21 protein-coding genes and 1 riboswitch are annotated in these 24414 nt (G+C 35.7%); of the genes, 15 read left to right on the top strand and 6 right to left on the bottom strand.

Translation table 11 applies throughout. From position 1 onward, the window contains the following. Positions 1–726 precede the first annotated feature (726 nt). Positions 727–1896, bottom strand: coding sequence for a methionine adenosyltransferase (gene metK / locus HMPREF1252_RS03230; RefSeq protein ID WP_023059335.1), 1170 nt, complete (start codon positions 1894–1896; stop codon positions 727–729). A gap of 65 nt (positions 1897–1961) precedes the next feature. Next, a riboswitch (SAM riboswitch) is annotated at positions 1962–2055 on the bottom strand. A 108-nt stretch (positions 2056–2163) separates the two neighbouring features. On the opposite strand from metK, the gene HMPREF1252_RS03225 reads away from it, so the two are divergent. From HMPREF1252_RS03225 to HMPREF1252_RS03175, 11 genes are all read left to right on the top strand, one after another. Further along, positions 2164–3018, top strand: a complete 855-nt coding sequence (locus HMPREF1252_RS03225; protein WP_008901500.1) for a YitT family protein — start codon at positions 2164–2166, stop codon at positions 3016–3018. A 110-nt stretch (positions 3019–3128) separates the two neighbouring features. Continuing rightward, positions 3129–4031, top strand: a complete 903-nt coding sequence (locus tag HMPREF1252_RS03220; RefSeq protein WP_023059304.1) for a DUF2232 domain-containing protein — start codon at positions 3129–3131, stop codon at positions 4029–4031. Beyond that, on the top strand, positions 4028–6010 hold the full coding sequence (locus tag HMPREF1252_RS03215) for a DHH family phosphoesterase (protein ID WP_023059172.1): 1983 nt from the start codon (positions 4028–4030) through the stop codon (positions 6008–6010). Before HMPREF1252_RS03220 ends, HMPREF1252_RS03215 begins: the two co-directional genes overlap by 4 nt. Next, on the top strand, positions 6007–6456 hold the full coding sequence (gene rplI, locus HMPREF1252_RS03210; protein WP_023059144.1) for a 50S ribosomal protein L9: 450 nt from the start codon (positions 6007–6009) through the stop codon (positions 6454–6456). Before HMPREF1252_RS03215 ends, rplI begins: the two co-directional genes overlap by 4 nt. A gap of 4 nt (positions 6457–6460) precedes the next feature. Further along, entirely contained in the window at positions 6461–7786 is a 1326-nt protein-coding gene (gene dnaB, locus HMPREF1252_RS03205) for a replicative DNA helicase (protein ID WP_023059223.1), read from the top strand. After that, positions 7786–8643 carry an undecaprenyl-diphosphate phosphatase gene (locus HMPREF1252_RS03200; RefSeq protein WP_008901505.1) on the top strand — a complete coding sequence of 286 codons (858 nt, stop codon included), beginning with the start codon at positions 7786–7788 and terminating at the stop codon, positions 8641–8643. The genes dnaB and HMPREF1252_RS03200 overlap by 1 nt, the downstream gene beginning before the upstream one ends. Before the next feature lie 124 nt (positions 8644–8767). Further along, a complete protein-coding gene (locus tag HMPREF1252_RS03195; RefSeq protein ID WP_023059155.1) occupies positions 8768–9940 on the top strand; it encodes a hypothetical protein in 1173 nt (390 codons plus the stop codon). A 145-nt stretch (positions 9941–10085) separates the two neighbouring features. Further along, on the top strand, positions 10086–10511 hold the full coding sequence (locus HMPREF1252_RS03190) for a hypothetical protein (RefSeq protein ID WP_023059230.1): 426 nt from the start codon (positions 10086–10088) through the stop codon (positions 10509–10511). Between the two features lie 2 nt (positions 10512–10513). Continuing rightward, complete coding sequence (locus HMPREF1252_RS03185; RefSeq protein WP_023059215.1) at positions 10514–11083, top strand: TetR/AcrR family transcriptional regulator; 570 nt, start codon at positions 10514–10516, stop codon at positions 11081–11083. Beyond that, positions 11074–12144, top strand: a complete 1071-nt coding sequence (locus HMPREF1252_RS03180; protein WP_023059414.1) for a DUF2871 domain-containing protein — start codon at positions 11074–11076, stop codon at positions 12142–12144. Before HMPREF1252_RS03185 ends, HMPREF1252_RS03180 begins: the two co-directional genes overlap by 10 nt. A gap of 18 nt (positions 12145–12162) precedes the next feature. Continuing rightward, a complete protein-coding gene (locus HMPREF1252_RS03175) occupies positions 12163–12462 on the top strand; it encodes a hypothetical protein (protein ID WP_023059204.1) in 300 nt (99 codons plus the stop codon). A gap of 36 nt (positions 12463–12498) precedes the next feature. On the opposite strand, the gene HMPREF1252_RS03170 is transcribed toward HMPREF1252_RS03175, so the two are convergent. From HMPREF1252_RS03170 to HMPREF1252_RS03160, 3 genes are read right to left on the bottom strand one after another with little or no spacing between them, the layout of a single operon-like run. Then, entirely contained in the window at positions 12499–12915 is a 417-nt protein-coding gene (locus HMPREF1252_RS03170) for a hypothetical protein (protein ID WP_008901511.1), read from the bottom strand. 1 nt (position 12916) lies between these two features. Next, complete coding sequence (locus HMPREF1252_RS03165; RefSeq protein WP_023059289.1) at positions 12917–14509, bottom strand: ABC-F family ATP-binding cassette domain-containing protein; 1593 nt, start codon at positions 14507–14509, stop codon at positions 12917–12919. Between the two features lie 9 nt (positions 14510–14518). Further along, positions 14519–16348 (bottom strand): hypothetical protein, encoded by a 1830-nt coding sequence (locus HMPREF1252_RS03160; RefSeq protein ID WP_023059367.1) that lies wholly within the window; start codon positions 16346–16348, stop codon positions 14519–14521. Between the two features lie 99 nt (positions 16349–16447). Here HMPREF1252_RS03160 and HMPREF1252_RS03155 point away from each other — a divergent pair, with 99 nt between their 5' ends. After that, a complete protein-coding gene (locus HMPREF1252_RS03155; protein ID WP_023059282.1) occupies positions 16448–18382 on the top strand; it encodes a YcdB/YcdC domain-containing protein in 1935 nt (644 codons plus the stop codon). An 82-nt stretch (positions 18383–18464) separates the two neighbouring features. On the opposite strand, the gene HMPREF1252_RS03150 is transcribed toward HMPREF1252_RS03155, so the two are convergent. Further along, positions 18465–19949 (bottom strand): aldehyde dehydrogenase family protein, encoded by a 1485-nt coding sequence (locus HMPREF1252_RS03150; RefSeq protein ID WP_023059183.1) that lies wholly within the window; start codon positions 19947–19949, stop codon positions 18465–18467. A gap of 196 nt (positions 19950–20145) precedes the next feature. Here HMPREF1252_RS03150 and murI point away from each other — a divergent pair, with 196 nt between their 5' ends. The 3 genes from murI to HMPREF1252_RS03135 are packed head-to-tail and all read left to right on the top strand — an operon-like array spanning position 20146 to position 22190. Further along, positions 20146–20949 carry a glutamate racemase gene (gene murI / locus HMPREF1252_RS03145; RefSeq protein WP_023059203.1) on the top strand — a complete coding sequence of 268 codons (804 nt, stop codon included), beginning with the start codon at positions 20146–20148 and terminating at the stop codon, positions 20947–20949. Then, complete coding sequence (locus tag HMPREF1252_RS03140; protein WP_008901517.1) at positions 20927–21133, top strand: heavy-metal-associated domain-containing protein; 207 nt, start codon at positions 20927–20929, stop codon at positions 21131–21133. The genes murI and HMPREF1252_RS03140 overlap by 23 nt, the downstream gene beginning before the upstream one ends. Positions 21134–21173: 40 nt before the next feature. Further along, positions 21174–22190 (top strand): haloacid dehalogenase-like hydrolase, encoded by a 1017-nt coding sequence (locus HMPREF1252_RS03135; protein ID WP_023059379.1) that lies wholly within the window; start codon positions 21174–21176, stop codon positions 22188–22190. Between the two features lie 769 nt (positions 22191–22959). On the opposite strand, the gene HMPREF1252_RS03130 is transcribed toward HMPREF1252_RS03135, so the two are convergent. Then, the gene (locus HMPREF1252_RS03130) at positions 22960–24222 is read right to left on the bottom strand and encodes an S-layer homology domain-containing protein (protein ID WP_023059224.1); all 1263 of its coding nucleotides are present in this window, start codon (positions 24220–24222) and stop codon (positions 22960–22962) included. Positions 24223–24414: the final 192 nt, after the last annotated feature.

The following is a 24414-nucleotide window of genomic DNA, read 5'->3' as shown; positions in this document are numbered from 1 at the left end:
ATCCATGCAAAATTAAAAGTTTCTCTATAGATTAACACCATTTAAATTCCAGTAAGTATAATCTTTAAACTTTGCTCCAACCAATCCTAATCAACTTACGTGATTTTCCATGAGGCGTTAAAAAATTTGGGTGTCTGAGCGTAGCGAGTTCCCAAATTTTAGCCGAAATGTGAAAATCACTTCCCTGATAATGCGAGGTGGGCAGAGGGAGCTCGAGGGAGATGGGAGGAAACTGCGAGTCTCGTTCGCAAAACCGTAGGTTTTGTCGGCGAGACGTTAATTTCCTCCCGCTCCCTCGTAAAAGAAAAGTTGAAGAAGAAAGAATAGGGTTAGGTTATATATTGGATATTTATTTACATATATTATAATCTTTGAAATTTTTAACTTGCATTGACTTGGTTAAATATAGCTTATACCCGTTCGACTTCAGAGCCTGCGGCTCTTTCGCTCAGGGTGACTGTAGTTGGGAAGGTCATTGTAGCGTCGAAGCCCTAGCCGAAATCTTTGATTTCGTAGCAGGTCTCGTGCAAAGAGTTCCAAAGAAGCCGAACATTGTGAATGCTGATTTGCAGAACTCGACTGCCTCTCAGGGTGACTGTCTTCCTTAGGGTTATCTAAATAGAGCTTTGAAGCTCTAGCTAAAACTCCAATTTTATATCGTTATTCGTGAATTTTCCTACAAAAAAAGGCTGTCCTAGGACAACCTTAATTTTTCAATAAATTTAATTATTTTAAATATTTTTTCAATTCTTCGGCTTTATCTGTATTTTCCCATGGTAGGCCTAGTTCTTCTCTTCCGAAGTGACCGTAGCTTGCGGTTTGTTTGTAGATTGGACGGAGTAGATCTAGTTCTTTTATGATGGCTGCTGGTCTTGGGTCGAAGTGTTTTAGTATTATTTCTTCTAGTTTATTGTCATCGAAGACTCCTGTGCCAAATGTGTCTATCATGATTGATGTTGGTTTTGCTACTCCTATTGCGTAGCTTAGTCCAATTTCACATTTCTTTGCTAGTCCTGAGGCTACTACGTTTTTCGCGATGTATCTTGCGTAGTAACATGCGGATCTATCTACTTTTGTTGGATCTTTTCCTGAGAATGCTCCGCCGCCGTGTCTTGCGTATCCGCCATAGGTATCTACGATTATTTTTCTTCCTGTTAGTCCTGCGTCTCCCATTGGTCCACCGATTACGAATCTTCCTGTTGGGTTTACGAAGATTTCTGTGTCTTCTGTGATTAGTTTTTCGTCCACTACTGGTTTTATTACCTTTTCTATCATGTCTAGTCTTATGGTTTCTAGGTCTACTTCTGGTGAGTGTTGTGTAGAGATTACTATGTTGTGGATTCTCTTTGGTACGTTGTCTTCGTACTCTACGCTCACTTGTGTCTTACCATCTGGTCTTAGGTATTCTAGTGTTCCGTCATGTCTTACTTCTGCAAGTTTCTTGGATAGTTTGTGAGCTAGTGATATTGGTAGTGGCATTAGCTCTTCTGTTTCGTCGCAGGCAAATCCAAACATTAGTCCTTGGTCTCCTGCTCCTAGTCTGTCTAGGTCATCTTGATCTTCTGATCTGTCTACTCCCATTGCGATGTCTGGGGATTGTTCTTTGATTGCTGATAGCACTGCGCAAGTTTCTGAATCGAATCCGTACTTTGCTCTGTCGTACCCGATTTCTTTTAGGGTATCTCTTACGATTTGTGTAAAATCTACATATGTTTCTGTAGATATTTCTCCTGTTATGATGACCATTCCTGTGGATGCCATGGTTTCGCAGGCAACTCTTGCGTTTTTATCTTCTGAAAGGATTGCGTCTAGGATTGCATCTGAGATTTGGTCGCATACTTTGTCAGGATGTCCTTCTGTTACTGATTCTGATGTAAAAAGCCATTTTTTACTCATACTTCACCTCTATATTAATATTAACCTTACTAATTAAAAAAAGCCCCAAAAAGGAAGCTTAAGGCTCCTTATCTTTCGGTCACCCGTAGGATTTAGCACCTTTTAAAGGTTGCTGGCAGTGTCAACGTGCCCATTCACTCTTCTGCCTCTCAATAAGGTCATAGATATTTTATCACGAGTCTTACTATTTTTCAAACAAAACTCTTAAAAACTTAATCATTGTAGGGAATTATTTAATTTGCTATAATTGATGTGAGGTGATTTGACTTGAAATCAAGTTTTAATATTAAAAGATTTTTATTTGTAAACATAGGTGTAATTCTTGTTGCGGTAGGATTACATTTTTTCTTGGTTCCAAACTCTTTGGCAGTTGGTGGAACTTCTGGTCTTTCAATAGAAATTAACCACTTATTTCCATTCATACCAGTACCATACATATTGACCGCCCTTAATACTATATTGGTGGTAATCGGATTTATTTTTATAGGTGCGGATTTTGGTTTTTATACCGTTTACGCCTCCATATCTCTTGGGGTTTTCCTATGGTTATTAGAGCTTGTGGTTCCACTTAACCAATCATTGGTTGAGGGAGATATTTTTATTAATTTAATTTTCGGAATTTTTATCCAGGCTATAGGTATCGGTATCGTTGTTAACCAAGGTGCAAGCACTGGTGGTACTGATATTGTGGCTAAGATTGTGGAGACATATACGAGATTTTCCTTTGGTCAAGGTCTTATTATGAGTGATGGCGTGGTTACACTACTTGCTACTCTTCTATATGGACCTAAGCTTGGTATGTACGCCCTTCTTGGAGCAATTATAAATAGTACAGTTATAGACAAGATGATTGCAGGTTTTGACACCAAGTACCACATAACCATTATTACGAATAAGATTGAAGAGATCAACCAGTTCATCCTTGTGGACCTTTACAGAGGCTCTACTCTTTATGATGCGAAAGGTGGATACAAAGGAGATGCTAGAACTATAATCGTAACTGTGGTTGATAAGAAGGACTACGTTAAATTAAAAGAATTTATAAGAAAGACTGACAAAGAAGCATTTATGTATGTTTCCAATGTAACGGAAGTAGAAGGTTATGGATTTACCTACGAATAATCATTTACGCTTTGGATTTCCAAGGCGTTTTTTAATTGCTATCTTACTTGGTATAATTTGTAAATTTAATTATTATCTGTTTTATGATAAAATTATACTTGGAGATTATTATGAATAAGACAAACAAAACTTTAATACTTTTTTTACAAGGACTTAGTCTAGGTATACTTTCAGTAATATTTCCTCCAACAATATTTTTTATACCTCATAGATTTTTGACTTTCGCTTACGAAGATTCGATCATAAAATCTATGTTATTTTTCCTTATGGTATGTGTTGGAGTCGGACTTCTAAGTCCTATGATGGGAGTATTTCTACTCACTATTTGTGCACCGCTTATACTTGTTCTTCACTACATGATGACAATGAGAGTCCCTAGTCACTACGCAATCATCGCAGGAGGTGCGATTACATTTGTGGCTGGAATTATAATCATGTATGCGATGGGCATAACTGGCGATACTCTTCTATCTGAAGAGAGTATAAATAATTATATACAAAACGCAGAAGAGATTCTTCGAAATGCTGGACTTAATAGTGCACAGTTCAATGCTATGAGGGCAAACCTCATACTTAATTTTAGAAGTAGTGTAAGACTTATGCCTTCTATAATGGTTATCATCGCAATGATGCTATCCTACATCACCTATACAAAGTCTGCTAGGACAATCATCACCAATGGAAGGGCAGTACAATTTACTCCTCCATTTATATGGTTTAGAATGCCTTGGTCATATACACAGATAATGGTTGTTGTGATATTAATTTTGGAATATATTTTAAAAGATATGGACACCCTAAATTTTAACCTAAAGGCGATTTTAATTTTTTCTATGTTTATCCAAGGAATAAGTGTGATTAAGTTCTATATGAATAAAATTAAGATGGGTGGATTTATACAAGGATTTGTAGTGCTATCCATGGCATTATTTGGTTGGACTCAGATTATAGCAGTTGCTATAGGATTTATAGACTCATTGGTAAATGTTAGGAGGCTACCGAATTTTAAATGAATGATAAATATTTTAATCTAGATGATTTTAAACTTGTAATATTATTTTCTTTAGTAGCAATCGGTGTTTCTTTCTACTTTAAGCCAATTGTCGGAGGAATATTATTTTTAGTATTTCTCTATATTCTCTTTGTAGCATACGCAAAGATAAAGGATAAGAATGATGCATCGAAAAAATATATAGAAGCTATATCCCAAGATTTTGACTCTATTACCAAAAAGGCTATCTTTAACATGCCTTTCCCACTGGTAATTACTGATGAAAATGGAACCATACTTTGGTATAACTCCCTTTATAGAAATCTTTTTGAAGAAGAGGTGATGGGAGAGGATATAAAAAATCTTATGCCTGAGATTTTTGTGGATTCAGAGAGTGAATTTGTAAACTTTGAGATGAAGTTTAAAGACACTGACTACATGATCTTTACAAATTCATCGGAAGTTAAATCTCAAGAAAACGATAGAAAATCCATCAAGGTATTCTTTATGGTGGACAATTCCGCCACTGCAGAGCTTGAAAAGATCATTAAGGATACAAATCCTATGGTTCTAAAGGTTGAGATAGATAACTATGACGAAGTTATGGATGCTACTTTGCAAAACGAAAGACCTATACTTCTTGCAGAGATAGACTCGATTATTAGAAACTACTTCGATGAGCTAGACGGACTCATTGCAAAGGTGGATGACGAAACCTATGTGGTTGTAGTTTCACACTTTGGATTTACTCAAATTCTTGATAGAAAATTCGATCTACTAGATGATCTTCGTGAACTCAAGAGGGGAAATTCCATCCCTGTTACTCTTTCAATAGGAGTTTCAAGTCCAGTTAGAAATCTAAAAGAAGCCTATAACGAAGCTGAAACTGCTCTAGATATTTCTCTAGGTCGTGGTGGAGATCAAGCTGTAGTAAAGGTGGATGATTCCTACGAATTTTTCGGAGGTCGTTCAAAGGCGGTTGAAAAGAGAAACAAGGTAAAGGCGAGGGTAATAGGTATTGCTCTAAGACAGCTTATCGATGCGACAGACGACATATTTATAATGGGTCATGCCAATCCGGACATGGATGCAATCGGTGCAGCAATCGGAGTACTTCGTGCAGTTACCAATAGAAATAAGAATGGATTCATAGTCCTATCAGAATCTAATCCTTCTATCGAAAATCTCTTAACCAGACTTAAAGAAGAAGCGCCAGAGCTTGCTAAACACATTATTAATCACGATACAGCTCTAGCTAAAATAAATCGTCACTCACTTCTAATAATGGTGGATAATCACAGGCCATCTATGACAGAACTACCAGAACTTACAGAGATGACAGATCAAATAGTAGTCATAGATCACCATAGAAGATCTAAGGAATTCGTTGAAGCGCCGGTTCTAACATATATAGAACCATATTCATCTTCAACCTGTGAGCTTGTAACAGAAATCCTAGCATATATGAGTGACAGCTTAAATCTATCACACTTTGAAGCGGATGCGATAATGAGTGGGATAGTTGTAGATACTAAAAACTTTACATTCCAAACAGGAGTTAGGACATTTGAAGCAGCCTCAATCTTAAAGAGAGCGGGAGCGGATATGTTCAGAGTACAATCTCTATTTAAAAATGATCTTGATACATTGGTTTCAAAGGCAGAAGTTGTCCATGGAACAAGGATTATTCACAAGAATATCGCCATATCAAGGCTGGATAGGGATTCTGAAAACTCAGTTTTAATAGCTGCCCAAGCGGCGGACGAACTCCTAGGAATAAATGGAATCGAAGCAAGTTTTGTGCTCACCCACAAAAATGGAAAAGTCCACATATCAGGAAGATCAAGAGGAGATTTCTCTGTACAACTTGTCCTTGAAAAAGTGGGCGGAGGTGGCCATCTAAACATGGCTGGAGCACAAATAGATACGGATAATATAGACGAAGCAGAAAGTATACTTGTAGATGCAGTTGGAAAATATTTAGATGAGGTGGAAAAATGAAAATAATTCTTTTAAAAGATGATAAAAATTTAGGAAAAGCTGGAACCCTTACCGATGCAAAAGACGGATATGCAAGGAACTTTTTATTACCAAAGAAGATAGCCATAGAAGCTACTGAAGAAAATCTATCTATGTGGAAGGAAGAACAAAAAAGACTAAAGGCAGAAGAAAATCAAAATAGAGAAAACGCCAAGGTGCTTAAGAAGAGACTTGAATCTGAAAAGCTAATTCTAAAGGTAAAAGCTGGAGATAACGGAAGATTATTTGGAGCTATAACTTCTCAAAATATTGCAGATGAAATGAAGAAATCATTTGGCGAAAATATGGACAAGAGAAAGATAGTTCTACCAGAAAATATAAAGACAGAAGGAATCCACACAGTAGAAGTTAAACTATTCCAAGAAATTTCAGCAAACTTAAAAGTTGTAGTCGAAGGTATAAGGTGATAGTATGGATTTAAAAATCCCTCCCTACTCAGAAGAGGCGGAAGTTTCTGTAGTGGGTGCCATGTTTCTATCAAAAGAAGCGATAAATGTGGTGACAGAAAGTTTAGAAACCAAAGATTTTTATATTGAGCCTCATAGGATGATCTATGAGGCAATTCTTGCCTTAGATGCAAGAAATGAACCGAGTGACATGATCACAGTTTCAGAAGAGCTAAAGAGACAAGGAAATCTTGAAGCTGCAGGTGGAATAGAATACCTTGCAAATGTTACAAGCTCCGTTGCTGCAGTATCAAACACCAAGTACTACTGCGACATCATCAAAGAAAAAAGCACCTTAAGAAAACTTATAGATGCAGCAGACGCAATCCTTGCAATGGGATATTCAAAAGAAGCTACAGCTATACAAGTCATGGAAAGTGCAGAAGACTCCATATTCAAAATCAATGAAGCTTCAAATAAAAAAGGTCTAGTACATTTAAAGGAAGTCCTTGTAGAATCTTTCAAAGAGATGGAAAAAAGGGCGAACAATCCGGACTCACTAACAGGAGTGACCACTGGATTTTTAGATCTAGATAGAAAACTTTCTGGACTTCAAAAATCGGATCTAGTACTTCTAGCTGCGAGACCATCCATGGGTAAGACTGCCCTAATGGTAAATATGGCGACAAATGCAGCAGATAAGGGCAAGGCAAAGGTGGCGGTTTTTTCTCTTGAAATGAGTAAACACCAACTAACACAGAGAATTATCTCATCCTATACCCATATAGATCTTACAAAGATAATAAGCGGTAAACTAAATGATGACGAATGGACTAGAGTAATCTCAGCTATGCCGGTTATCTCTGCACTTGATATAGAGATAGACGATACTCCTGGTATAACTCCAGTTGAAATAAAGGCGAAGTGCAGAAGACTCAAGATGGAAAGAGGTCTGGACCTAGTGGTAATCGACTACCTACAACTTATGGAAGTAGGCGGCAGCAATGAATCGAGACAACAGGAAATTTCCAAGATATCAAGAGCGCTAAAGGGACTTGCAAAGGATTTGGAAGTACCAATAGTTGCACTTTCACAACTTTCTCGTGCGCCGGAAATGAGATCTGACCATAGACCGATCCTTTCAGACCTTAGAGAATCTGGAGCCATCGAGCAGGACGCAGACGTGGTAATGTTCCTATATAGGGATGAATATTACAACAAGGAGCAATCCGAAGAACCAAATGTTGGAGAAGTAATAATCTCTAAACATAGAAATGGACCGACAGGAACGGTCAAGCTCGTATTCAGAGGAGAATACACCAAGTTTTTTGACATGGAAAGAGGAAACTAATGGAATTTATATACGCGATAATATTGGGAATAATCGAAGGCTTTACGGAATTTTTGCCAATCAGCTCAACGGGACACCTAGTCCTAGCGGGAGAATATATAAAACTTTCTCCAAAGGAATTTCAAAATGCCTTCAACGTAATCATACAGCTTGGAGCAATCCTCGCAGTGGTATGGGTCTACTTTAAAAATCTAAATCCACTGGATAAGGACAAACTTGTAAATAAACACGGAGAAGCTGCAAGAAATTTTACATTTAAAGAAAGACTAAGAAACTACGATGTTAAGACCATAAATCTTTGGGTGAGAATCATAATAGGATTTCTACCTGCGGCGGTGCTAGGATTTTTATTTGACGATCTAATCGACAAGTATCTATTCAACAAGGTCACAGTAGCAATAGCCCTTGTATTTTATGGAATAGTAATACTACTTATAGAAGGAAAAGATAGGGACAGTAGCTACGAATCAATCTATCAAATCCCTGTAAAGACTCTAATCTTAATAGGACTCTTCCAATGCCTTGCAATGGTACCAGGCACATCTCGAAGTGCAGCGACTATAATCGGAGCAATTCTACTTGGATGTAGCAGAGTTGTGGCGGCAGAATTTTCATTCTACCTAGCTATACCTACAATGCTTGGAGCGACGGTACTTAAAATATTAAAACTTGGAAATGTTTTAAGTCTTAACCAATGGCTTATAATCCTAGTAGGAGCAGTGGTAAGCTTCGTAGTAGCACTAATAGTTATAAAGAAATTTTTAGAATATGTAAAGAGACACGATTTCAAAGTATTCGGAATATATAGAATAGTTCTTGGAATCTTGGTACTAATTATGTATTTTATAAAAGGATAAAATGATGAGCCGTAAGAGGCTCATTTTTTATATAAAAATTTATTAATGGGTATAATTAAAGTATACTAAATGAGTTGACATACTAAAGCGCTAATAATATAATGGAAATATTAGGGGGAAGAAAATGATTAATTATTACGAAGAACTTTTTAAAATGCAAAAAGATTTTTATGACAAACAGATAGATAGTTTCATGAAACTTATGAATAAGGACATGAAGATGGGAAATGTAGATGTTAAATACTACATGGAAGAAGCTTCCAAGGCAGCAGATCAAATGTATACTCTTTATAAAAAATTATGTAGAGGATCAGTTAAAGATTCCGGAGATAAGGCAAAGGAAATCTTCGACAGCACATTGGATGTAAGTTTTAATTTCTACAAGCGTATATTTTTAGACGCTATGCCAAAGGGCTACAGAGACATCTTTAACACTCTTGGAATATTTGAATATGTAAAGCCATACGTAAAGATTCAAAAGGATCTATACAAGAATCTAAACTTTGCAATTCCAAACAAAGATTTTCTAATGAAAAACTTTGAAGAAATCGAGGCAAGGTTCATGAAACAAGTGATGGATATGCCGATGCCAGACTTTACAAAGACCTATTTAAAGGATGCAGAAAAAAGTTACAAGCATGTGTATGATCTTGTAAAGAGTGTAACTAAGCTACAAATCTACTTCTTAGAACACGCTGCAAACAGTGCAAAAGCACTTACAGATAGATATCTTGAAAGCATGGATCAGGATGAAAATCCAAAGACTATGGAAGAATTCTATGAGTTTTACAAAAAATCTCTAAATTTTGAATATCAAAAGATGATTAACTCAGATGAATTTAAACACATCACCACAGAAATCAAAACTTACTTCGACATAAATAGAGAAACTTTGGAAAGTCTTATGGAATATCAAATTAAGAATTTCCCAATAGTTACAAATTCCAAGATAGAAAGTTTGACCGCAAGGGTTGAAGCAGTATCTACAAAACTTTCAGAAGTTGAACAAAATAAGGACAATGTAAAGCTTAAGAAGGAAATCGAACTTCTAAAAGAAGAACTAAAATCTCTAAAGGCTGAAAATAAAACTCTTAAAGCTGAAATTACAAAGAAGAACGACGACAAATTAGAAAAAGAAATAGCTGAACTAAAAGCTGGTCTAAAACAAATGATGGAATCTAAAAAAGAAATGGAAACTTCAGTTAAAAAGGCGGAAGCATCCGTTGAAAAATTTACAAAGGACAACGCTAGTCTAAAGAGAAAGGTAACTCTTCTCGAAAATAAAAATAAAAAATAATTATTTAAATTAAATTTTGCAGTCAAGAAATATCTTGGCTGTTTTTTTGTGAAAAATTTTAAAAAAATAATTTTTTATATTGAAAAATGACACGATGTCACTTATAATAATATTCAAGTGACAGAGTGTCATTTGGGAGGAGAATATGAAATATATAAAAGATGTAAGTAGAAAAGAACTTCTTTTAATCGCGGGAATAGTCTGGATATTTGCTGGAAGTATGGTGATGAAAGTTGGAATCGAGTCCTACTTTAAAATTGAAACAGAGATAGTCTACTTCATTCCGATTATTTTAATCGTATTTATATCGTTTTATTTCGAAGTATTTAGAAAATTAGTAAATAAAAATTTTAAAAGAATAGATGGTTTGGAAGAAAAAGATAGAAAGATAATAAGTTTTATGGATAGAAAGAGCTACATCATCATGGCGGTTATGATGAGTAGTGGAATATTTATAAGAAAGGAATTTCATCTGCCGATGTTATTTTTCTTTACATTCTACACAGGTCTAGGTGCTGCGTTATTTGCAGCAGGAGTAAGTTATATTTGTAAGATGAAGTACGAGGAGTAATTATGCCAAGCGAAACTTTTTATAATTTAAGTGAAGATAAAAAAGATAGAATTGTAGAATCTCTAAAGAAGACATTTGCAAAGAAGAGTATTTTTGAAGCCAGTGTCAAGGAGGTTGTAGAGGATTTAAATATTGCAAGAGGAAGCTTCTACCAATATTTTGAAGATTTGGAAGACGCCTACTTTATGATTTTGGATATGGAGACTGTGGACATACATCATCTTTTCAAAAAGATTTTAAAAGAGAATGATTATGACCTCTTTAAATCCTTGGATATCTATGCAAGAGATTTAAGCGTAATACTATTTGAAGAAGAAAACTATTCTATCTATAGAAATAGATTTCTATACTGGACTTGCAATTTGGAAAATAAATGGCAGAGGTACAAGAGTGAAAAGTTAAACTCAATGGATACAGAAACCTTTGAAAATAATGAAATTATGCACCTCGTAAAGGCGGCGGTTCACGATTTGATTGAGAGAAACTACATCGAAGGCTGGAGCAGCGAAGAGTTTTTGGATAAATTTGAAAACTATATAGATTGGTTAAAAGGAGGTATAAAATGGGATTAATGGAATCATTATTCGATCTCACATACTTGATGTTGGTAATCGGAATGGGAGTAAGGTTACTCCTTGAAAAAAATAAAAATGCAAAATTATTTGGAATTATGGCGGTGCTATTGGGAGCAGGAGATGCATTTCACCTCTTGCCAAGGGTCATCTCTCATCTAAGTCCTGGTGGTTTTGAAGCCCACGCACTTGCGTTATCTTACGGAAAGATGGTGACGGGAATAACCATGACCATCTTCTATGTACTTTATTATTTTTATTATAGAGAAATAACAAAGGACAGCGACAATAAAAAGAAGTGGATTATCCTACTTCTTGCGGCAGTAAGAATCGTGCTTGTACTTCTTCCACAAAATAATTGGGGAAGTGGTGGAAGCTACACCATGGGAATAGTAAGAAACATACCATTCTTAATCATGGGTATACTTCTTATGATCTGGTCCTATAAGAAAAAATATTTCGACGGACTTAGGTACATGAGCCTACTAATATTTTTAAGTTTTCTATTCTATGTGCCGGTAGTTCTTTGGGTAGATAAGGTGCCAGCCCTAGGAGCGCTAATGATGCCAAAGACTATTGCCTATGTATTTATAGTTGTCGGTGGATTTAATTATTTCATAAAAGATTTCAAAGGTGTAAATCTCCTAAACATGGCAATTACCTACGGAGTTATGGGACTATGTGGCGGAGTGTTCTACAGGGAATTTACAAAGTACTACGGATTTAATGCTGGGACACATCTAGGCAAACTCCACGTCCACACATTGGTACTTGGAATGGTCGTAACTATACTTTTCTATCTATTAGTTAGAAATTTGGACGAAGAAAGCCTTGCAAATTTAAAGAAACCTCTTAATATCTATAACTTTGGGCTTATATTTACCGTTGCTAACATGATGCTTATTGGAATTTACGAAGTAGTTTCAAAAGGAACAGCAGCGGTAAATCAAGCCGCAATGGATGGAGTTTCAGGAATTGGACATATTTTCCTTGGTATAGGAATGATATACACAATGGTTATAATTAAGAAAATAACGGAAGACATTACGTTGAAAAATTAAAAGGGAGCCTCAATCGATATGGAAGAAAAAACAGTTTTAACAGTGGCAGATTTAGCAAAAAGATGGCAATGCTCAGATAATGCTATTAGAAGTATGGTAAATACTAGGAAACTTAAAAAAATTCCAGGTGTACCTGGAATCAAGTTTTTGGTTAGGTATATTGAAGATCTGGAAGAACTTGGAATGGATACAGATCCTCTCTCTCAATTTGAGAGAAGAAGACTGGAAAAAGAACGTGACTATTGGAAGGGTAGAGCAGAAAAACTTGAAGAGATCCTTAAAAAAATAAGGATTGAAACTGCCATAGTTTTACGATAAAAATAATACAAAAAACAAAAATAATCGCCTAGGCGATTATTTATTTCTTTGAACTATTCTATATTCTGCTGAGACTGGTGAGTCATCTTCCGGAGAGATTACGAAGTTAAATGAGTTTTTACCCTTTACTTCCGCTTGGATAAAATCTTCCTTGCCTGGAAGAAGAGTCTTTTCATCGTATCCTTTTATGGAGAATGAAATGGTGCCTTCACCGTTGTTTTTAACATAGAAGTTTATTAAGTTTCCGTGTTTCTTGTCTACTTCATCAGTGACATCGAAATTTTCGTTTGCTTTTCCAATTTTGGAATAGGCATCCTTTTCTCCGTCTTTAGCTTGGATTACTTCTAGGTTACCGAGATTTTGGTGCATATGTTTTGCTAATTTTCCAGCTACAAAATTGGCTCCAAGAAGTATTATTATAACTGCTATTGTTGGTAAAATTAATCTTCTCATCTTAGTTTTTGTAATATTTTTCTATATAGTCTTCGTATCCGATTGCTTCGTCACGATAGGTTCCATCTTCAAAGATTTCCACTATTCTATTTGCGATGGTGGAGATGAATTGGTGGTCGTGAGAAGTAAATAGTATATTTGATTTAAATGCGGTTAGTGATTTGTTCACTGCTTCTATACTTTCTAGGTCTAAGTGGTTTGTAGGTTGGTCAAAGATCAGTACGTTTGATGGTTTTAGCATCATCTTTGAGAACATCATTCTCACTCTTTCGCCCCCGCTTAGTACGTTTACTTCTTTTAGAACTTCGTCTCCTGAGAATAGCATCCTTCCTAAAAATCCTCTTAGGTAGATTTCAGATTGTTCTTCTGAGAACTGTCTTAAAAAGTCTACAAGGTTTAGATGTACTCCGTCGAAGTAGGATGAGTTGTCCTTAGGAAAATAATTATTGGTGATGGTTTGTCCCCATTTGTATTCTCCTTCGTAGTCATCGCTATTTCCTTCTATTATTTCAAATAGACTTGAGATAGCGAGTTCGTTTCCTATAAATGCAATCTTGTCGTCCTTGTTAACCCTCATGGAAAAATCTTTTAAAAGATCCTTGTCACCGAGTTTTATATTTAAATTTTCTATATTTAAGATTTCATTTCCAACTTCACGAGATAGTTCGAAGCCGATGAAAGGATACCTTCTTGAAGATGGTTTGATATCATCGAGGGTGATCTTGTCGAGAAGTTTCTTTCTACTGGTTGCTTGTTTTGATTTAGATTTATTTGCAGAGAATCTTCTGATGAAGTCTTGAAGTTCCTTGATCTTTTCTTCTTTTTTCTTGTTTTGGTCCTTTGCCATTTGAAGAGCGAGTTGGGAACTTTCGTACCAGAAATCGTAGTTTCCAACGAATAGAGTTATCTTTCCAAAGTCGATATCCACCATGTGGGTACATACTTCATTTAGAAAATATCTATCGTGGGATACGATTATTACTACTCCGTTGAAATCTGCAAGGAAGTCTTCTAACCAAAGGACAGCCTTGATATCCAAACCGTTTGTAGGTTCGTCAAGTAGAAGCACGTCAGGTTTTCCGAATAGGGCTTGTGCTAGAAGTACTTTTACCTTTTCACTTTCTTTTAGATCAGACATGGTTTCGTAGTGAAGCTCTGTGCCTATACCTAAACCTTGAAGTATGGTTGATGCTTCGGATTCTGATTCGTATCCGCCCATTTCTGCAAACTCTGCTTCAAGTTCTGCTGCCTTCATGCCGTCTTCATCAGAGAAGTCCGGCTTCATGTAGATTGCATCTTTTTCTTTCATTATGTCATAGAGTTTTCTATTGCCCATGATTACCGTATCCATTACAGGGTATTCGTCGAAAGCATAGTGGTCTTGGGCAAGCTTTGACATTCTCTTATTCTTTTCCATGGAAACATTTCCGGTGGTTGGTTCTTTTTCTCCAGATAAAATCTTAAGGAATGTAGATTTACCAGCGCCGTTTGCTCCGATTACTCCGTAGCAATTGCCGTCGTTGAAGATAAGATTCACATCGTCAAATAGTTTTTTATCTGGAAAAATTACAGAAATATTATTTACACTTAACATTTTTCCTCCTTAAAGCACGTCGGAATAGAATCCGAATACGCCTTTTTCTTTATATTTTTTAAGTTCATCCATACTATTTACAGTGTGGGTGAAGATCTTTACATTGGTCTTTTTAAGTTCGTTAAATAGTTTTGAATCGAGTCTTGACCGAGACATTGTAACCGCGTAGAGTTTATTTGCCTTTACAAAGTCTATGATTTCTCTATCGGGACTATTTATTTTGTACAGTGTTAGAATTATATTTTTATATCCTAGGGATTTTACCTCGTTATATTCGCTGAAATTATAGATTTGAGGTATAATCTGATCCAAGGTTTCTGGTGAAACTTCCTTTATTTTCTTTAGAGTGTCCACGTTTTTATCCTTGATATCTGTAACCACGTAGGCGTCTTTGTGATCTCTTAGGAAGTTTACAAGATTTTCCATCTCCATTTGTTCAAAACCATGGACAGATTCAAAATCTAAGAATTCTTTTAAAGTAAATGATTTATTTTCAGTTACATTGAAGAATTTGCTTTGGTATCCGCCGAAGTCGTGAATCAACACTAGGTTGCCATCGGTGGATCTTTCTATATCTAGTTCAAAATATCTTCTGCCTTGATTGTAGTGGTATCTAACCGCATCGAGCATGTTGGAATAGTTAACTCCAGCTATAAATCCTCCTGCGTGCATGATGACCATTCCATCCTTGTATTTAGGAATAGAAGGAACATTGTTTCTATTATTATAGACAACTTTGTTTTGGTTTAATGATGTCAGACCTTCAGACATGTCCGTATCTATAAATGATTTGTATATGAAGTCCTTATAACTATCCGTACTTAGAAGTGAATCAGATTTAATGTCTGTGGTTTTGGACTTTGAAACAGAAATATTCTCTCTTACCTCTGTTACAAAACTTCCGTCGGTAATATATCTTAGCTTGTCACTATCCATAATCGTAATAGGAAACTTTCTATTGTACAGATATTCGCCGTACTGTGGATAGGTGGAACTAACTCCGTAGTAGTTTAGAATCGTAGCCATAAGGTCTATGGTTGAAACTGTATCTTCTATATTTTTCGATTCCAATTTATTTGATAAAAATATGATCGGTACATTGGTAGCATCTAATTCCTTTAAATTATAGTTTTCTGCCTTTGTAGCTTGGGAATTGGTGCCGACGATTACAATCTCGTAGTCGGAAAATCCATTTGCTCTTAAACTTTCAATTAAATTTTTAAGTGATGCATCTAGAGTCTTGCTATCGGAACCTCTCTTTGAATAGACAGAGTAGATAAAATTCTTGCCGTCAATCTTTCCAAGTTTAATAAGTTCATCTTTAAAATTATCTTCCTTAACGACCTTGGAGTTTTTAAAGCCAAGTTTAGTTGAATCAAGATAATATTTTCCCTTAGTACTTAAAAAACTTGTGGTATAGCCCATATCGTTGAAATAATTTTGAAGACCCTTTACATCCTTGCCTGAGATATAATCCTTGCCGAAGGACCTAACCCTCGGATACATTCCATATAGATTTGTAAGGACGCTGTCGTCTTGAATATGGGTTGAACTGGTAAGATATGCTTGGTCATAATAGAGGGCAGAGTTTTTTAGAGATGAAATATATTCCATGTCTTCTGTTCTCTTTTCATAGAGACCATCCACAGCTAGAATCAACAGATTTTTATCTTTTAAAACTCCAGTGTAACTATCTTTTTCTAAACTTGTGAGCTCTCTATAATCTTCCTGTTTTATTCTTTCGTTATATTCTTTTGCTAATTCAACACTGTCTTCTCCCTGTGCGTAAACATTAAAAAGAAGAAGTGAAATAATAAAAATAGATAATAATTTTTTCATATGCACTCCTAACTACATAATTGTATCACAAAGGAAGGTGGCTTCATAGTTTTATTGCAAAGTATTGTTGGGTATAATATGGTAAAGGAGGAAACTAAAATGAAGAGTAAAACAAAATTTATAATATCGATGCTACTTATATTTACGATGCTAGTAGGTACATCCTGTTCTACTATGGCAAAAGGTGGTACTACCTCCAAGAATGTAAATAAAAATCCGAAGACGGAGGAAGAATACATACTAAAAGCTAAGGACACTTTTGAAATTTCAGACGACTATACTGAACTTGATATAGAAAGCTCAAAGGATAGCAAAAGAAGTGAAAAGTACCGCTTCCATTGGTCCAGAGAAGATGGCGATGACGGAATAAGTGTCTCAATGGACAAGGAAGGAAATATAATAAGCTACAATCACTATTCCAATAGAGATAATAAGATAAAGGACCATGTCAGTAGGGAAGCTATAGAAAAGGCGGCTCTTAAATACTTAGAAAAGATAGATAAAAATCTTGTAGGAAGTCACAAAGTGGTTAGCGTTGACTACGATAACTACGAAAATACTGCAGCGGTTACATTTAGAAGGTATGTAGGTGATGTGCCGGTTATAGGTACAAACCTTGTAATTCAAATAGATTTATCCGACATGAGTCTAGCCTACTACGATTCTGGTTTATATTACTTGGTAAAAGATAAAACCGTAAGTAAAGATGCAAAACTAATTGGACTTGATTCAGCAAAAGAAAAGATTGAAAAGATAAATCCTATAATTCTTGCATATATGTCAAACAGATATGGAGAAGACAATACTGCAAAGTTAAATTACATGCCTAAAAACGAGAAGTATATAGATGCTGTAAGTGGAAAAGCAGTTGACTTTAACGACGGTGGAATCTACTACGCAGAAGGCGACATGAAGGCCGAAGAAGCCAAAGACTCAGCAGGTTTAACCGAAGTAGAAAAGAAATCTGTAAAAGAGTTCCAAGGTCTTATGAAGAAGGAAGATCTTAGAAAACTCGTCCAAGATTTGATTCCTAAGGATTCTAAAATCGACAGAGAAAGGATCACCAAAGGGGACAGGTATGAATATAGTTTCGAAGCGAGAAGAAAGGATAGATCAGCCTACTTCTCACTAGATGCAAAAGATGGAACCTTGACCAATTTCAACGACATTAGAGATACAAAAGAAAAAACAGCTCCAAAAGCAGAAGAAGCTATAAAGATTGCGACAGAATTTAAAGATAAGTATGCAAAGAAGCTTGTAGATTTCAACTACAAAGATCCAAACATCTATTCAGACACTTACTGCACAAGAATAATTTATAGCCAACTTAAAGATGAAGTGCCGGTAGTAAACTATGGAGTAACAGTAGAACTTAACAATGACAATAAGAAGGTAAGTACATTTAGTCTCAGAGAATACACTGAAAAGTTTGAGAACAAAGAAGGAATAAAATCTTTGGAGGAAGCTAAGAAAATCTATTTCGATGAAAATAGTTTCAAACTTCTATACATGGTAAAGGACAACAAATTAAAACCTGTTTACGGATATGAAGATTTAACTCCAATAGGTGCGAGAACATTAAATAAATATTCAGATTTAGGAGAATTTATAAATCTTGAAAAATCAAAATATAAATCTGACCTTGAAAGACTTTTGGAATACAAAATTGGATTTATGGAAGATAAAGATGTCTTAGAATCTGCAATGGTAAAAGACCTTGCAGACATAGTAGAAGACGGAGTGAAACTTCTTGACCAATTTAGTTACAGAAGTAATAACCCATTTAAAGATTTAAAAATGGATAAGAAATTAGATCGTCTCGACGCAATTAAAATCATCTTTAAGCTAAGGGGAGTTAACCTAGAAGGACTCGATTCAAAAGTATTTAAGGAAATAGATGGACTAAAGGGAGAAGACTTAGTGAACTTCCAAATGGCTAGAAGCTACGGACTAACCTCAGAAAACTCCGCCCATACAGATATAAATGTGGATGAACTGCTAAGCATCTACTACAGATCAATGAATATAAGATAAATTTCCCCGGTTAACCGGGGATTTATTTTTACAAAAAAAAGAGCTTCGTAGTGAAGCTCTTTTCATATAGGAGTATAGGAGATTAATAAAGCCCAGATGGTTTTCCATCGGTCTTAATTATTATATTTTTGAATTGTGAATATGCATCGAGTATCATCTTGTGAGTTTCTCTACCGATACCAGATTTTTTGTAACCACCGAATGGAGCCCCTTCAGGGATGGCATTGTAAGTGTTGATCCAAACTCTACCAGTTTCAAGTGAGTTTGCAACATTTAGAGCTTTGTTTATATCTTGAGTGAACACTCCGCCACCAAGGCCGTATTCAGATTGATTTGCCATTCTGATTACATCTGCTTCATCTTTGAATTTGATAACTACTGCAACTGGTCCGAAGATTTCTTCTCTAGCGACAGTCATTTCGTTGGTAACTTCTGTAATTAAAGTAGGTTCTATAAATACTCCGTCCTTTAACTCTTTGTCTGCGTGTTTCTTGCCACCGATGGCAATCTTAGCACCTTCTCTAACAGCAACATCAATATATCCCAAAACTTTATTTTGTTGTCCTGGAGATATTTGTGCACCCATTTGAGTTTCTGGATCCCATGGAAGTCCAACCTTTACGCTCTTGAATTTTTCAACTGCGCGTTTTACAAATTCATCATAGATTCCTTCTTGAACGAAGACTCTTGATCCTGCGCAGCAAACTTGTCCTTGGTTAAACAAAATTCCTAGTAGAAGTCCGTCCATAGCCACGTCCATATCGCAATCGTCAAAGAAAATATTTGCAGATTTTCCTCCTAGTTCAAGGGTAGCTGGGATAAGTTTATCAGCAGCAGCCTTTGCAACTTCGTATCCGATTTCGGTAGAACCTGTAAATGCGAGTTTGGATAGTCTATCGTTTTGAAGTAGGTATTCGCCTGATTTTGAACCTGATCCAGTGATAAGGTTTATAACTCCCTTTGGAACTACATTTTCAATAAGCTTCATAAGTTCAAGAAGTGAAAGAGAAGTAGTTGAAGATGGTTTTATAACTATTGCATCACCGGCAGCAAGTGCAGGAGCAAGTTTCCAAGCAGCCATTAAAAATGGGAAGTTCCAAGGAATAACTTGACCAACTACACCGATAGGTTCTCTTATAACTAGAGAAATATTGTGAGCGTCAAATTTATTTAGAGTTCCTTCGTCAGCAAGGATAACTCCAGCGAAATATCTAAAATGATCAGCAGCTAGAGGAATGTCCACGTTCAAAGTTTCTCTAATAGGTTTACCATTGTCCATGGTTTCTACCATGGCAAGATGTTCTTTATTTGCATCGATAATATCAGCAATCTCATTTAAAATTTTAGCTCTTTCTTTAGGAGTTGTGTGTCTATAAGATTCAAAAGCTTTCCATGCTGCATCGACAGCCTTATCTACATCGGATCTTGTAGCTTCAGAAATCTCAGCTAAAAGAGATCCGTCGGCAGGAGAAAAACTATTAAGGGTTTCTTTGTCTTCAGCTTCTACCCATTCTCCGCCTATAAAAAGTTTGTACACTTTATCTAAATTTAATTCAGGTTTTTTCATTAAAAATCCCTCCTAGTTAATTATTTTGTATTTTAATTATACCCTGGAAAAAATTTTAAACAACATAAATAATAATAGTTATCATTTTAACGAATGAAACTTTTGTGATAACATCACATTTATAAAGAAAAAAAGGGAATAAATTTAAAAGTTGGAAGTTTTAGCTTATAAGTGTATAATTTAACTAGGTGATACAATGGCTAAAATTGGAATATTTGACTCCGGAGTCGGCGGAGTGAGTGTGCTCAAGGAACTTTTAAAAGTTCTTCCAGATGAAGAGTACATATACTATTGCGACCAGAAGAATCTTCCCTACGGAGAGAAGACTCCTGGTGAAATCAGAAATTTAACGAAGACATCTTTTAATTTTATAGATAGACAGAATGTGGATATGGTGGTCATCGCTTGCAACACGGCAACGGCAAATGCTGAGAGATATCTAAAGGCAATCTTTGGATTTCCAATCTTTGGAATAATTAGATCAGGCATATCTGAAATAGTAAAGGCGACTAAAAATAACAAAATACTCATAATCGCAACCGAATCCACTGTGGAAAATGGAATCTACCAAGAGGAGATTAAGTCCTTGGTGCCAAGCGCAGACGTAAGGGCAAAAGGTTGTAGCAACTTGGTAAGAGCAGTAGAAGATGGACATATAGATGACGAACTTGCGGTGCAAGTGGTGAAAGAATATTTAGAAGAGTATAGAGATTTTGAATTCGATACCCTTGTTTTAGGATGCACCCACTTTCCATTGGCAAGACCTGCCATAGAAAAAGTCCTTGAAGAAATGGGCAAGGAAGTGACCATAGTCGACCCGGCAAAATCTCTTGCTGAGACTGTAAGTGAATTCTTGCAGGATAGAGATTTTGAAAATAAGAGAAGTGGAATTAAACTTTACACATCTCACAGTTCAAATGATCTATCGAAGATGGTAAAAAGTATTTTAAATATGGATTGTAATGAGGAGGAAATAAATGAAGAAGATTATAAAGATTGAAGGAATGAAATGTGAAAACTGTAGCGCCCATGTAAAAGAAGCTCTAGAAGCACTGGATTCAAACTTGGACGTTAAGATTTCCCTATTTAGAAAGCAAGCTACCGTTGAAGGTGAAAACCTAAACGATGAAGCCCTTAAAGAAGCAGTAGAAAAAGCCGGATACAAGGTACTAGGAATAAATTAATAAAGGTTCACTCAGTGAGCCTTTTTTATTTGGAGGATCGATGTTAGAGAAGTATAGAAATAGATTTAGTAAGCACAATTACAAAGTTTTAAACGAACTCTTAGATTCAATAAAAGAAGGGGACTACATAGTTACCGATTGCGACAATTCCTATGTCATGCACGATACAGAAGAAAATCTATTCTTCTACCAACTAGTGAGTTTAAAATACAAAATGACACCAGAAGAATTTAGAGAAGTTCTATTTAAAGATTTGCCAGATGATGAAAGAATAGTGGATGAAGCTAAATTTGCAGCAGATTTAGCAGCCACATATTTCGAAGAATTAGTAGCAGATGATGAGTTTGAAGAAAACCCACACTACGTAGAATTTATAGAACTCATGTGCTACCTATACTTGGAACTTAGCTACTACGACAAAAAAAAGACTGTTGGATTTAGAATACTCTACCTATTTAAAAACTTCACAGAAGAAGAACTAAGAGATATGGTGGGAGAAATGTATGACTACACGAGATCAATTTCTTTTCAAAGATTGGAATTCAACTTCGAAGGTAAGTACAAACTACATTCCTACATCGATGTTGGGGTTGGCAAGTTTGAAGAAATAGAAGCACTTGTACAAGATATCAAATCTAAGGGTGCCAAAGCATATGTATGCACAGCCTCATCAAGAATCGTAGTGGATGAATTTATGAATAGATGCTCCAAAGGACTATTCGACAAAGTAGTGGGTCTTGAACTTGTAGAAAGAAACGGAGTGCTACAAGAGGAAGGTGACGAAGAAAAACTGTTGACCATGGGCAAAGGCAAAGGGGAATATCTTGAAATTTTAAAAGGAAGATATAATCGCCCTGCAATGCTCTATATAGGCGACTCAGATGGAGACTACTACGCCTTGACAAACGACGGATTAAAGTACGGACTTATAATAAATAGAAATACTTCAGGAAAGATCGAAACCCTAAAAGAAATGGCGAAGAAAAAAGAATTCGAAAACACCATCTATCTTCTACAAAAAAGAGACGAAGAAAAAGGAATACTAGTTTCAGAATAAAATTTAAAATATAAAAATCCCCTAGATTTAGGGGATTTTTTGATAAAACTGATCTTTATGTAGCGAACTCACTCCCAACTACGATTCACCACGTAGCGGAAGCATCTTGCTTCCATCAACCTATACACTACGTTATCTTTCCTCAGGCGTAGCCGTGAAAAAATATAGATTCCATTTTATCTCTGTAGCGGAACCTTCTAGGTTCCACAGCCGAAGGCTACAAAATCCTCCCAACTACAGTTATCCTGAGAGGCAGTCGAGTTCTGCAAATCAAACTTCACTTCGTTCGTTTTTTTTGGAACTCTTTGCACAAGACCTGCAACGAAATCAAAGATTTCGGCTAGGGCTTCGAAGGATCTGACCTCTATTTAATTAAGTCTGTGCAAATAAAATAATTTTAAAATTACTAATTAATAATTATTATATCTCATGCTATCCGGATAGCATCTAAATTAAAATAATCATCCAAACTTGACCTCACCAGGGTTAGACCCATTCGACTCGGAAATAAATTTCCTCGCTCAGGGTGACTGTCTTCCTCTGGAACATTTATAGAGAATACTTTCCCAACTACAGTCACCCTGAGCGAAAGAGCCGAAGGCTCTGAAGTCGAACGGGTATAACTTCTGAAGGTCAAGTCTATCCAACTGCACTATTTCAAAATAAAATTATTCAACCTTAAAACCTCCCCCTCACCAGTCATCCCGAGGGAGAAACCGAAGGTTTCGAGTCGAGGGATCTCTTTACGGATCTCTAAACAATAATAAATCTAATCAACCTTAAAGCCATAAAAAACAATATTTCTATCGATCTTATCTAGAGGATTTGCCTCGATATACCTATCGGAAGCCAGTGACCACTTGAATCCATCTGGCAAATTAGGAATATTTACAAGGTCCAAGTATCCGTTTGAATTTGAAGGTATTTCAACTCTTCTAGAATTTCCAAACTCATCCAGAAATACAAAGGCGGCAGTGAACTCTAAATTGGAGTTAGAACTAGAATTAGAATTTGAAATCCCATAGAAATCTTGATTCTTTTCAAAACCATCTTCAAAATTTGCGTAGTCCTCACCCTTTCTATCGGTGAACCAGCCGGCATAACCCATAGGTAAAGTAGGAATAGAATTTAAATCTATACTCTTTCCCTTTGGAATCTCAAACTTAGCCACAAGTTTTCTCTTATTCTTATCGATAGTATAGAAAGATAATTTTACAAAATTTCCTTTGAATTTCGCATAGAGTGTGGTGTCCTCATCGAAACCTTTATTTAAATCAGCCTTTTTAGTCCTTTCCTTGTCCAAGTAATATCCATCAAAAGTATATCCATCACTCAAATTAAAGTTTGTAGTATCCTCAAACTTTTTATTTTTTTGCACTTTAATAGTATTTACAACGCTGTCTTCTCTGTTATCAAGCTTCGCCATGATAGTAATGTAGATAAAATCCTTGGTAGCTTCGCCTAGATTTTTATCCGCATTATAAAACATTGCAGCTGCTTCTCCACGAGTAATAAGACCTAGAGGTTTGAAACTTCCATCGGGATATCCAGAAATTATTTTTCTATCAACGAGGAATGAAACCTCAGATTTATTCACAATACTTATACTATCAATAAAACACAGCTTGTTTTGAGAATATCCAGAATAAATGCTAGCAATAATTCTAGAAGCCTCATCTCTAGTTATAAATTTATTTGGAGAAATTATGAGGTTTGAATCTTTTATGTAACCAGCCTTCACACCACGACAAACTTCGGAATAAAACCAATCGGACTTCTTCACATCTTTGAAGTGAATGTGGTCAAAAGTATTATATTTTGCAAAGTGGTTTACGATTGTGTAGAATTCTGCGTTAGTTATATTTGCATCAGGCTTAAAAGTTCCGTTTGGATAACCTTTGATAAGTTCATTTTTAGAAGCCCAGGACACAAAAGGTTTCGCCCAGTGGGAATTAACATCCGCAAAAGCGAAAATATTTTTAGGTACAAAGATGATAACAAAAACAGAAATAAAAAATAAAAACTTTTTCATAAAATCCTCCTTAATGTTATTTTAGCATAGTAGATTTCAAATTAAATAGAAAACTATAAAAAAGAATTACTATATCTAAGTGATATAAGAGATATGGCTAAAATTGAAAACAATTATCATATGTTGGATAAATTTTAAAAGCCTTAATTCTAACATTAAATTAACTAATTTGTAATCAAAGTAAAATGTTTT

Source organism: Peptoniphilus sp. BV3AC2, from assembly GCF_000478945.1.
GTDB classification, from domain to species: Bacteria; Bacillota; Clostridia; order Tissierellales; family Peptoniphilaceae; genus Peptoniphilus_B; species Peptoniphilus_B duerdenii.
The sequence above is the reverse complement of the archived record's forward strand: the minus strand, read 5'-3'. Positions and strand labels throughout refer to the sequence as shown.